Annotated in this window: 14 protein-coding genes; 13 read left to right on the forward strand and 1 reads right to left on the reverse strand. The window is 35.3% G+C overall.

Annotated elements, in window-relative coordinates; translation table 11 throughout:
• From rhaB to AC3XNE_RS04720, 7 genes are all read left to right on the forward strand, one after another.
• Positions 1–1,470, forward strand: coding sequence for a rhamnulokinase (rhaB, locus tag AC3XNE_RS04690; RefSeq protein WP_489833151.1), 1,470 nt, complete (start codon positions 1–3; stop codon positions 1,468–1,470).
• A 14-nt stretch (positions 1,471–1,484) separates the two neighbouring features.
• Positions 1,485–1,802 carry an L-rhamnose mutarotase gene (gene rhaM, locus AC3XNE_RS04695; RefSeq protein ID WP_489833152.1) on the forward strand — a complete coding sequence of 106 codons (318 nt, stop codon included), beginning with the start codon at positions 1,485–1,487 and terminating at the stop codon, positions 1,800–1,802.
• Between the two features lie 23 nt (positions 1,803–1,825).
• The gene (locus AC3XNE_RS04700) at positions 1,826–3,097 is read left to right on the forward strand and encodes an L-rhamnose isomerase (protein WP_489833153.1); all 1,272 of its coding nucleotides are present in this window, start codon (positions 1,826–1,828) and stop codon (positions 3,095–3,097) included.
• A 63-nt stretch (positions 3,098–3,160) separates the two neighbouring features.
• Positions 3,161–3,994: a rhamnulose-1-phosphate aldolase gene (gene rhaD / locus AC3XNE_RS04705; protein ID WP_489833154.1), complete on the forward strand. Its 834-nt coding sequence runs from the start codon at positions 3,161–3,163 to the stop codon at positions 3,992–3,994.
• A gap of 89 nt (positions 3,995–4,083) precedes the next feature.
• A complete protein-coding gene (locus AC3XNE_RS04710) occupies positions 4,084–4,701 on the forward strand; it encodes a sugar O-acetyltransferase (protein WP_489833155.1) in 618 nt (205 codons plus the stop codon).
• Positions 4,702–4,812: 111 nt separating this feature from the next.
• A complete protein-coding gene (locus tag AC3XNE_RS04715) occupies positions 4,813–5,283 on the forward strand; it encodes an AEC family transporter (RefSeq protein ID WP_489833156.1) in 471 nt (156 codons plus the stop codon).
• 17 nt (positions 5,284–5,300) lie between these two features.
• Entirely contained in the window at positions 5,301–5,717 is a 417-nt protein-coding gene (locus AC3XNE_RS04720) for an AEC family transporter (protein WP_489833157.1), read from the forward strand.
• Between the two features lie 202 nt (positions 5,718–5,919).
• Here the strand turns inward: AC3XNE_RS04720 and AC3XNE_RS04725 are convergent, their stop codons facing one another.
• Entirely contained in the window at positions 5,920–6,696 is a 777-nt protein-coding gene (locus AC3XNE_RS04725) for a DeoR/GlpR family DNA-binding transcription regulator (RefSeq protein ID WP_489833158.1), read from the reverse strand.
• A 359-nt stretch (positions 6,697–7,055) separates the two neighbouring features.
• On the opposite strand from AC3XNE_RS04725, the gene AC3XNE_RS04730 reads away from it, so the two are divergent.
• From AC3XNE_RS04730 to AC3XNE_RS04755, 6 genes are all read left to right on the forward strand, one after another.
• Complete coding sequence (locus AC3XNE_RS04730; RefSeq protein ID WP_489833159.1) at positions 7,056–7,523, forward strand: PTS sugar transporter subunit IIA; 468 nt, start codon at positions 7,056–7,058, stop codon at positions 7,521–7,523.
• Between the two features lie 12 nt (positions 7,524–7,535).
• A complete protein-coding gene (locus AC3XNE_RS04735) occupies positions 7,536–7,853 on the forward strand; it encodes a PTS sugar transporter subunit IIB (protein ID WP_489833160.1) in 318 nt (105 codons plus the stop codon).
• 15 nt (positions 7,854–7,868) lie between these two features.
• Positions 7,869–9,431, forward strand: a complete 1,563-nt coding sequence (locus AC3XNE_RS04740; protein ID WP_489833161.1) for a PTS galactitol transporter subunit IIC — start codon at positions 7,869–7,871, stop codon at positions 9,429–9,431.
• Between the two features lie 6 nt (positions 9,432–9,437).
• Entirely contained in the window at positions 9,438–9,695 is a 258-nt protein-coding gene (locus AC3XNE_RS04745) for a hypothetical protein (protein WP_489833162.1), read from the forward strand.
• Between the two features lie 5 nt (positions 9,696–9,700).
• The gene (locus AC3XNE_RS04750; protein ID WP_489833163.1) at positions 9,701–10,459 is read left to right on the forward strand and encodes a class II aldolase/adducin family protein; all 759 of its coding nucleotides are present in this window, start codon (positions 9,701–9,703) and stop codon (positions 10,457–10,459) included.
• A gap of 281 nt (positions 10,460–10,740) precedes the next feature.
• Positions 10,741–12,111 carry a sugar porter family MFS transporter gene (locus AC3XNE_RS04755; protein WP_489833164.1) on the forward strand — a complete coding sequence of 457 codons (1,371 nt, stop codon included), beginning with the start codon at positions 10,741–10,743 and terminating at the stop codon, positions 12,109–12,111.
• Positions 12,112–12,129: the final 18 nt, after the last annotated feature.

Consider the following 12,129-nt stretch of genomic DNA (forward strand, 5'->3'; position numbering starts at 1 on the left):
ATGCCTAAAACATATGTGGCAGTTGATATTGGAGCCTCTAGCGGGAGATTAATGCTAGGTCATTTAGTTGATGGCAAACTTAAATTACAAGAGATGCACCGTTTTAAAAACGGCTTCTCTAAAAAAAATGGTCAGGATTGCTGGGATATTGATCATATTTTACAAGAAATATTTATCGGTTTGGAAAAAATTAAAAGGTCGGGTTATGAAGAAGTAATACTTGGCATAGATACATGGGCAGTAGATTACGTTTTGATTGGTAAAAATGGAGCTCGGCTAACAGATCCTGTTTCTTACCGTGATGCAAGGACGAAAGATTCTATTAAAAAATTAACTTCTGAATTACCAAAAGAATATATCTATAAAAAGACAGGAATTCAGTTTTTGGATTTCAATACTTTATATCAACTTTTCGAAGAAGATCAGGAGTTGCTAGCAAAAACTGACAAAATATTGATGATCCCTGATTATATTGGTTATGTCCTAACTGGAAAAGCTGTAACGGAAGTAACCAATGCTTCAACAACACAAATGTTGAGTTTACGCGAGGGATTATTTGATGAACATTTGTTAGAGAAAATCAATGTCAAGCAGAAACAATTTCCAAAATTAATTGATCCAGGTACAACTCTAGGAATAATAGCTGATAAGTGGTATGAAAAGTATGATTTGCCAAAAACAAAAGTTGTAACTGTAGCCACACATGATACCGCATCAGCTGTTGTAGGTACGCCGGGTATTGGACAGAGATGGGCTTACTTAAGTTCGGGGACTTGGTCTTTAATTGGTACGGAACTTAATGTCCCTGAGAATGGAAGTTTAGCCTTTAAGCATAATTATACTAATGAGTGGGGAGCATACGGGACTTACCGCTTCTTGAAAAATATTATGGGGTTATGGATTATTCAAAATGTTAAGGAAGAACTTGGCAATAAATATAGTTTCGCAGAATTAGCAGATTTAGCCGGTAAGGAGAAACCGTTCCAGCAGTTTATTGATGTTAATGATGATCGCTTCCAAAATCCAACAAATATGATTCAAGAATTGCAAGGATACTGCCTAGAAACTTCGCAGGTCGTTCCACAGACTCCTGGTGAGATCGCAATGGCAGTGTATTCTAATTTGTCTTTATATTATGCGAGTGAGCTTAAAACATTAGGTGAAATTTTGGGATACAAGATAGATACTTTGAATATTGTTGGTGGTGGTTCAAATGTTGCGCTTATGAATCAATTGACCGCTACAGTAGCTAACGTTGAAGTTTATGCAGGACCATCGGAAGCAACTGCTATTGGTAATATTATTGTTCAGATGATTTCACAAGGTAGTATATTAAATGTTTATCTGGCAAGAAGAATTATTGCTGATTCGTTTCCGTTGAAAAAATATATACCTGAAAAAGAGTCTTACCATGACAAATTATTTGAGTACCAAGAATTTTTAAATAAAGAAAAGACAGCTGAAATTTAAGGAGGCGATTTTATTTGACAGTTAGAATGGGACAACTGATGCATGTTTATTCTGATCAATATGATGAATATGAAAGGCGTCATAATAATTTGTTTCCAGAGATGCGGCAAGCATTGAAAGAGGCAGGAGCGCACAATTATTCTATTTATTTAGATAAAAGTACTGGAAATCTGTTTGCATATTTGGAAGTAGACGACGTGGAAAAATACAATCAGATTTCTGAATCAGAGGCATGTAAAAAGTGGTGGGCTTACATGGAGTCGATTATGGATACCAATCCAGATCAGAGCCCCGTTACAACGGATTTACATGAGGTATTTCATTTAGATTAATTTTCAAAAGGAGAGGTTTTATTATGGTTAAATCTGAAGTAGTAGAAAGTGCTTATAAAGTAGCTAAAAAACGTTATGCTGAATTAGGAGTTGATACGGAAAAAGCAATGGACCAATTAAAGAAAGTTAAGCTTTCTGTTCATTGTTGGCAAGGAGACGACATTAATGGTTTTGTTAATCCTGAGCAAGAACTAACTGGTGGAATCGGTGTTAGTGGAGACTATCCAGGAATTGCTCGAACACCAGATGAATTAACAGATGATCTTCATGAAGCATTTTCGTTAATCCCGGGTAGCCATAAAGTTGCTTTGCACACTCTTTATGCTGTGACAGATAAAAAGAAAGACTTTGATGAAATTGGGCCAGAAGATTTTAGTTATTGGGTAGATTGGGCTAAAAAAGAAGGAATTGGGTTGGATATGAATCCTACTTTCTTTTCTCATTCAAAGCTCAAGCAAAACTTTACGCTTGCTAGTCCGGAAAAAGAAATTCGCGATTTTTGGGTTCGTGTAGGGAAACAATCCCGTGCAATTTCTAATTATTTTGGTAAAGAATTAGGACAACAATCGATCAATAACTTCTGGATGCCCGATGGGTTTAAAGATAATCCGATTGATAAATTGACACCACGTTTACGCATGATTGATGCCTTAGATGAAATTATCCATGATGGTAGTTATGATGAAGAAAACACTATTGAGGCTTTTGAAGGGAAATTGTTTGGAACGGGTGTTGAATCATACACGGTTGGTTCACATGAATTTTATGACAATTATGCTTTGACACGTGATAAATTGTGGACTATCGATGCTGGCCATTTCCATCCAACTGAAGATGTGTCTGATAAATTTACAGCCTTTTTACCATTCGGAGGTAAAGGCTTGATGCTGCACGTTTCTCGTCCAGTTCGTTGGGATAGTGACCACGTTGTTATTTTTGATGAAGCTTTACAACGAATTACACGCTCGCTTGTAAGAGATAATTTGTTAGATAAAACTAATATTGGTCTAGATTTCTTTGATGCGACTATTAATAGAACATCTGCATGGATCGTTGGTGCACGGGCAACGCAAAAGGCCTTATTACAAGCTATGCTTACGCCGATTGATGATTTGAAGGAGGCCGAATTGCATTACGACTTTACCAAGCGTTTGGCTGTGACTGAAGAACTTAAGTCATATCCATTTGGTGCAGTTTGGGATGAATTTTGTTTAAGAAATAATGTTCCTGTAGGTACGGATTGGCTGGATGATATTCGCAAGTATGAAAAAGATGTCCAATTTAAACGTAGTTAAAAAATTGTAGATTATTTAGGTTAAATAAAATGGACATCTATAAAAATCTAGGAGGAGCATAACATGGTTAGTTTTGGGGATTCAAAATTTGTAAAAGAGGTTTGTGGGGTTACACAGGCATCCTATCAACATGGTTGGGATGAACGTAATGGAGGAAATGTTTCTTTACGGCTAGCTGAAGCAGATGTTGCAAATTTTGATGATATTTCAAAAGTAAAAGAAACGTTTGACTTGGGTTTTGACGCAACAGAGTTGATTGGTAATTATTTTTTAGTTACGGCTACGGGACGTTATTTTAGGAATGTTGTTTCACAACCGAATTTAGATTTGGGATTAGTGAAGATCACCAATGATGGGAAACATGCTGATCTTTTGTGGGGGTATGAAGACGGCGCCAAGCCAACTTCGGAATTTCCTAGTCACTTAATGTCTCATATTGAACGTTTAAAGGTTGATGCAAAACATCGAGTTGTAATGCACTGTCACCCAACAAATGTAATTGCTTTATCATTTACTCAAGAATTGAATGAACGTAATTTAACTCGCTTATTATGGAAAATGCAAGCGGAGTCATTGGTGGTTTTTCCTGAAGGAATAGGAATTATACCTTATATGACTCCGGGGACAACTGAAATTGGTAAAGCGACGTCAAAAAAAATGTCAGATTTTAGGACAGTCATCTGGCCACACCACGGGATTTTTGGAACTGGTGACAGTCTTGATGAAGCTTTTGGTCTGATCGAAACTGTTGAAAAAGCAGCGACTATTTATTCTCAAATTTGTGCTCAAGGTGGAGAAATGAAGCAAGAAATTACAGATAGCCAATTGAGTCGGTTAGCAGAGTCTTTTGGTGTTACGGCAAACCCAGACTTCTTGCCTGCAACAAGTAAGATTTAGAATTTGAGATAAAGGGGTGGTTTACGGCAAATAGTTTGCGTAAACCACCTTATTTAATAGATTTTTTTAAAATACGAGGTGGATGATGCATGAAAACAGAAAAAGAAAAATTTTTAGCCGGAGAGCCATACTACATTATGGATTCTGAATTAGCAGAAGATGAGACCCATGCTAGGAGACTGTGTAAAAAGCTAAATGAACTTGATGATCAGAAAACGCAAGAAAAAGACACAATTATTCGAAAACTTTTTGGTTCTGTCGGGCAAAAACCGTACGTACAGCCGAATTTCCGTTGTGATTTTGGTTATAATATTCACGTTGGAGATAATTTTTTATGTAATTATGATTGTGTGATCCTTGATATAGCACCGGTAACAATTGGAGACCATTGTTTTATGGCACCTAAGGCACAAATATATTCAGCAGATCATCCGCTTGATTCAGATTCACGCGGGAAATATGTGGGCTGTGGAGCTCCAGTGACAATTGGTGATAATGTTTGGTTAGGAGCTAGTTCTGTAGTTTTGCCGGGGATTACTCTAGGTGATAATGTAATCGTTGGTGCTAATTCAACTGTCACTAAGTCATTTGGGAATGACGTTATTCTTGCCGGTTCACCTGCTAAGGTGATAGGAAGTAAATCTTCATTGAACAAAGAAAAATATGATGCTTTGGAATGCTATGATATTGTTGATTATAATGATTAGGTAAGTTAGTTTTTTATTTTCGTGCTTCTAATTTTACTTAGTTATTAAAGAGAGTGTCTTTATGCGACAGTCGGGGAAAATTTTTTATATTATTAATCGAAAGAGGATATTATGGTTATATTTAATCAAGTTATGTTCCCGGTTTTATTGATATTTTTGGTAGGATACTTTTTTCAAAAAATTTCTCCTTTAAATATTAAGCCTTTATCTACAGTGGCGATATATTTATTATTACCGTTTCTAGTTTTCCAGACTTTTTATAAAACAAATCTAGATAGTAACTTTTTTTACGTTATAATCACATCCCTACTAATTATGGTCGCTATGGTTGTGATTGGTATTGTGGTAAGTAAAATCTTTCATTATGACAAAGGTAAGCTAAGTGCCTTTTTACTTTCGACAGTTTTCCCAAATAGCGGTAATTATGGTGTGCCAATAATAATTTTTGCATTTGGTCAAAAGAGTGTACCATATGCTATGGCGATAATGGTTTTTCACAATATATTAATGGGCACGGTTGGTGTATTTATAGCTGCTTCGTCTAAAAAAATGGTTCAGAGGAAGTTAAAGAAGGTTTTGTAGCAGTTTTGAAACAGCCAATGAATTATGTTATTGTCCCAGCATTAGTGTTGAACCATTACCATATATTACTTCCACAAAACTTAATGAAAAGTGTTGGAATGATCGGTAATATTACAATCCCTCTAATTATGATAATCTTAGGAATGCAGTTAGCAGACGTCTCAGTTGAAAAAGTTTCCTGGTTTAGTGTTAGTTTGGTCATGATCTTTAGATTACTTATTTCACCTCTTTTTGCATATGTAGTTTGTTTAATGTTTGCACTAAATCAAACACTTACAGATGTAATTGTTATTATGGCAGCAATGCCTAGTGCTGCGAATACAAATATGTATGCAATTCAATTTAATACTGAGCCGGACTTAGTTTCGACTTGCACGTTAATGAGTACTTTGTTAAGTGTAGTTACCTTGACTTTTTTATTGAACATTCTTTGAGTTAGTTTATTACGGCTTATATATATAAACTAACTTAGGAGTAGAGAACAGAATAAAACATATAAATATTAGTCCTTGAGATCCGGGTTTACAATTCATTCGATTTAAATCTAATTCTCAGGACTTTTTTGTTATAGCTGAAAAAAGTGTTGGAAACAAAAGAACGATTTTGTGGTTTGAAATAATAGTAAAAAAAGATAATTTAATCAGCAATCATTAGTTGGATATTATTTCTTTTAATGGTGTTCATTATAGCCTGAGGCGGTATTTGATCTGTAACAATGGTTCCTATATGTTTGGGATTAAAGTTATCTAATAAAATGTAGTCCCTTTGGTTAAATTTTGAATGATCTACTAATAATATAGTTTTTTCGGAACATCTCATTACGGTTTTTTTCAGAAAGTTTTGATCTTCGTTTGCCATATAAATACCTTGTGAATCTAGAGAATTACACGATATGAAAGCAATATTTGGGCGGTAATTTTTTGTTAAGTCTTCTATTGCACGGGGTCCTAAAATAGATTTTGAACGATACAATAACTCGCCACCAAGAACAGATAATTCAACATTTTTCAGTTGGTTAATTTCTGAAGCAATATTAATATTATTTGTAATAACGTGAATATTAGACTTATTTGAAAAATATTTTGGTAAATATTCTAATGTTGAAGACCCGTCCAGAAAAATAGCCTGATCATTAGATATTAAACCTATTGCTCTTTTGCAAATTCTGTTTTTAATAGATTCATTTTTACTGCTTCTACTTGCATAAGCCATTTCTACATTAGAATATTCTAAGAGACTGACATAACCGTGGGTCCTGCGTATTGAATTAGTCATTTCTAATTTAAGCAGATCTCTTCTTAAAGTAGACGTACTAACGCCCATTATTGATTGGAGATTTGTTGTGCTAATTTTCTTATGCTTTGAAAGGACAATTAACATTTTTTTTAAGCGTTCTTCTTTAGTTAAATTCAAATCAAAGACCTTCTTTCTATCTTTTGTAAAGCGCTTAAATGTATTTTATTGGTTGTACATTTAGCTTAATTTTAATGAATTTTGTTCAAGAAAGATCTGTGTCTTATAGATATTACTAACAAGTATACCTTTACTTAACATATATAACTAACTGAGAGTGCATTGTCAAACTATTAATTAAATGGTTTTAATCGATGAATATTTATGAACATTTATCATTTAAAATTATCTATTTGTATTTTAGAGAATAAAATCGTTGTAACGGTAAAGGAAGCGCTTTATAATGTGGATAAAAGCTAGCTTTTAAAAAATGTAAAGTTCATAAATGTTCCTTTTTGTGAACGAAAGGAGTGGGATTTGTGAGTGACTATAGTAATTTGTTTGATAAAGAACTGATTTTTCTTGACGTAAATGCATCGGATCGAAATGATTTATATGAAAAGGTGTCTGAAAAATTAGAAGTACTAGGTTTTGTCAAAGACAGTTTTTCAGAAGCTTTGATTAAACGAGAAGACGAATTTCCTACAGGAGTTATTACACAATATCTACCGATTTCATTACCACACGCAAACCCTGAAAATGTTAATAAGCCATTTATTGCAGTTGTTCAAACTAAAGATACTATTAAAGTTCAACAGATGGGGACTAATGAAGAAGAAAAAACAAAAAACTTTTTCTTCTTAGGAATTGTTAAGGAAACACAGGACTTACAAGTAAAATTGTTACAAAGATTTATGCAGTTAATGAATGATCAAGAATTTGTCATGGACTTTAAAAAAATGAACAATTCTGCTGATATGTATGATTATTTAATTAATAACTTTTAGGAGAAGATCAAAATGCTAAAGATTGTCGTTGCATGTGGTAGTGGAATCGCAACTAGTGAAACGGTTGTTGGTTCAATTAAGAATTTTCTTGAGGAGCATTCTGTAAGTGGTGTGGAGGTTGAGGCAACTGATTTTAAGCAATTGTCAGGAGTTCTTGCCAATTACGATGTTTATGTTTGGCTTGCTAAACCTACGCCTGAAATTCAGGAAATTTGTGATAAAGAAGGTATTCCGGATGTCAATGGAGTAGACATATTGACTGGGTCTAAGGGAGATAAAACATACTTGGACTTAGTTAATGCTCTTATGAGCTTAAAAGACGCTTCTTAAAAGGAGGAGCATACTATGGATGTTTTAAGAACGGTTGTTAACTACGTTTTAGATCTTGGTGCTGCTGTGTTTGTGCCATTAATTATGTTTTTAATTTCTATTCTGGCCAGATTGAAGCTTAGCAAAGCAGTAAAGGCTGCATTGACTTTGGGTGTTGCTTTTAGTGGGATGACATTGGTTGTTAATTATATGACAGACGCTATTTCTCCGGCGGCTAAGTCTATGTCTAAGTTAATGAATTTGAGCTTAAATGCGATTGATCAAGGCTGGCCAGGTGTGGCTGCTATCACATGGTCGTATAAAACAGCTTTTTTGTTTTTTCCGCTGCTTTTAATTATCAACTTTATCATGTTGACTTTGAATTGGACAAAAACATTAAATGTTGATATGTGGAACGTTTGGAACAAAATTTTCACTTATGTAGTTGTATTATACTTTACTCATAATTCGCTCTACGGTTTCATAGTGGCTGGTCTTCAAATTGTTTTGGAGCTGAAAGCGGGAGATATGTGGCAAAGGCATATTGAAGATATGACTGGTATTCCGGGGGTAACCGTACCACATTTTATCTCCTTATTTGCCGTTCTATTGATGCCTTTGAATAAATTGTTAGATTTTATTCCAATTATGAACAAGCCTGCAGATGCAAACGCAATTCAGAAAAAAATCGGTATTTTTGCTGATAATTCTGTAATGGGGGCCATTATAGGACTTTTGCTTGGTTTTGGGGCAGGATACTCAATATCCGGTTCGCTTCAGCTGGCTATTGAAGCTGCTGCAGCTATGACTATGTTTCCAATGATCTCAAAACTTTTTATGGAAGCCTTAAATCCGATTGCTGATGCTATGAATAAAATGATGAAAAGTCATTTTAAAGGACGGCAGGTTTATATTGGTTTGGATTGGCCAATACTTGCTGGACGAAATGAGTTATGGGTAACAGTGATTATCCTTGTTCCCGTAATGCTGATATTAGCTATGATTTTACCAGGAAATACAGTATTGCCATTTGCAGGTATTATTAACCTTTCATTTGTAGTTGCAGCACTGTTATTGACTGGTGCCAACCTATGGAGGATGTTAACACTAGGAATTATAACTACCCCAATTTTCTTGTATGGAGCAACGTACTTCGCGCCAGTAATTACTAATTTAGCTAAGTCAACAGGAGCTGTGAATGTTAAACCTGGTCAACAACTTTCATGGTCGACGTTTGAAGGACCAGATTTTCGCTTGTTATTTGCTCAGCTTTTTACTGGGAAATGGTGGGCAATAGCAGGAGCTGTTATTTGGATTTTGCTTTTTGTATGGCTATACGTTGATCAAAATAAAATTCTTATCCCAAGTAAAAGGTATGCATTGGCGGGTGCTGGAACAGTAAGTGATAGTGATAATGATGTTTCTAATAAAGGTAATGGACCAACTAATGAAACGAAGATTGAGAGACAGGTGTCTGATATTGATGGCTTAGATTTTAGTAATGTGAAGAAAAGAAAAAAGAAAAGTAGTGAAGTTAATGATGTAGATGCAATAAATGGAATGGATTTTAGTGATTATAGTAGAAATGGGAGGGAGTAATGTAATATGAAAAGCAAGCAATCGCAGGAAAATATAAGCTCAAAGGTATGGTGGTCACTTGCACTGTTTATTAATGTTGTGTTAACGATTTTAGCTATTTTTACACAGAATATCCCAGGTTGTATTGCGACAATCGCCTTTGGATTATATATAGCTAAATATGGAGATCCAGTGATTTTTGCTGATTATAATAGGAAAAGAAAAGAAAAATATAGGCTTGCGAAAGAAAAACGAGACCAGTACCTAAAAAGGAAGGAGAACTAAAAATCATGATGGGACAAAATATCACAAAGGAGCGTTTACCGTTTGAAACCGAACGTCAAGACGTTGCCGATGTTGCTCTTGAAATGTTTGATCGTAAAATGACTAATGTAGCTGGTGGAAATATTTCTTTAAGAGTTACACCTGATGAATCATTTTCTTATGACGGACAGGCGTACGAAAAAGGTCACGATTATCTTTTGATGACTCCAACATTTATGTCTGAAGCTTGGTACGCGAAAATGAGTCTTTCGAAGATATTGGTCGTCGATCTCGAAACTGGTAAAAAAATTGTTGGTGAAGGAAGACTGACTAGAGAAATTAATATGCACGAAGAAGCTTATAAAGCAAACCCCGATATTAGAGTTGTATACCATTCACATGCTTCTAATTGCATGTTCTGGGCAACTCTTGGAGTGGATATGCCTAATTTAACGGAAGTAACATCGGTAAATGTTCCGTTGGGAAGAATAAAATGTTTACCATACAGAGAAGCATGTTCTCAGGAGCTAGCTGATGTCGTTTATAATGAGTTGAAAAAATTGGGAGATAAGGCTAAAGAAAATATTTTCTTATTGGACAGCCACGGTGTTTTAATTACTGATACTGATCTACACGCTGCCACAGAGGTTTTGGAAACAGTAGAATGGAATGCAGAAATCGCTTATAAACAGACTATTTTTAAAAAATTGGGCATTATAAAAGAATATCGTTCATGCGGTCAATTAACCAATGGTCAAATCGGTGGTAATTCATTGGATATTTGATCTTGTTATATTATATGAATCCGTGTTTCAGTTAAGCCCTCGGTTATAAACCTTTTAGAGTTGATAATCGGGGGTTTTACTTGTATCCTTGGATTTAGTTAACTGGCATATATCTATAAATGGCTTTTACTTGACACTTCAGTATAAAGAAATTATTTTAAATATATTAAGCTGTTTTATTCTAAAAGTTAATAAATGATAGTTTAGATTCCTTGTGCTCACTTGTTATAAGTGGGTAGAGGTGTCTTTTTTTCATAAGATCGAAGAAAGGGAGAGAAAAATTGAAAGAAAATGGTAGAGCTGCACGAGCGGGTAATTCGTTTATAAGGTATACATCTTATATTATTGCCTTGGGTGGCTTTTTGTTTGGATATGACACTGGTGTTATTAATGGGGCTTTGTCTTTTTTGAGTCGACCAGACCAACTGAACTTATCTTCTTCGGTTCAAGGTTTAGTATCTAGTTCCCTAGTATTGGGTTGTACTTTTGGTGCTATGTCAAACAGTTACTTAGCCAATCACGTTGGGCGAAAAAGATTACTACAGTGGGTCGCAATAGTTTTTACTTTTGCGACAGTAGCCTGTGCATTGTCAGTGAGTCCATGGATGTTGATTGGTTCTCGTTTTATTTTAGGTTTGTCGGTCGGAGTTGCTTCTAGTTTGTCACCGTTGTATTTAAATGAAATTTCACCAGATAGGTTGAAAGCACAGAATGTTAACAAAAATGCGATCGCAATCGTTTTGGGTCAGTTGACGGCATTTACTGTAAATGCTATCCTAGGCTCGGTTTGGGGAGACTGGCATTCTATTTGGCGGGTAATGATGGCTGTTGCTGCTTTACCTGCGATCTTGTTGTGGATCTTTTCATTTGAATTACCTAAGAGCCCCTTTTGGCAGATCCTCAACGAAGGGCGAAATAAGGCTGTCAAAACGTTTAGAAGGTTGCATTTTCCTAAATTGGATATCCGTGAGGCTATCACAGAGGCTAAAGAAGAAATTAAAAATGAAGATTCCTTCAGCTGGAGTGACTTTTTTAAAAATAAGTATATGCTGTATTTGTTGATAGCAGGGGTCACTGTTGGTTTTATTCAACAAGCATCTGGTATCAACACGGTCATGTATTATGGGACTGTAATTTTGGAGAAAGTAGGCTTAGGTTCTGGGGCTTCATTATACGGTAATATTTTGATCGGCCTGGTTTCTTCGCTCGCTATTTTAGTTGGCAGCAAGTTGCTGGGGGAAGTTCATCATCAGCATTTGTTGGTATTAGGTCTGCTCTCAAATGGTGTAACATTGTTTGTTTTAAATTGGGTCATGCGAAGCAATATATTCTCTCAAACTATTAATAATATTTTAGTTTTGCTTATTTTGGCGATCTTTTTAGCCATTCAGCAGGGGATCGTGAGCCCAGTGACTTGGCTATTATTGTCAGAGCTTTTCCCACAACGTGTTAAAGCAACTATGAATTCAATTGGTACGGCAACAACTTGGATCACTAATTTCGTGATCAGTTTAATATTCCCGATTTTACTGGATATTTTAGGAACAGCGGGCGTCTTTTTAGTCTTTGCTTTAGCCAACATTGGGTGTGTTATACTAGCTGAAGTATTAGTTAATCCACGGTTGATCAATAAGGCAAATAGCTCACTTTAAGGTTCACAGAAATAAGTG

The sequence above is a fragment of the Ligilactobacillus sp. JN-6 (Y).1 genome (assembly GCF_058111525.1).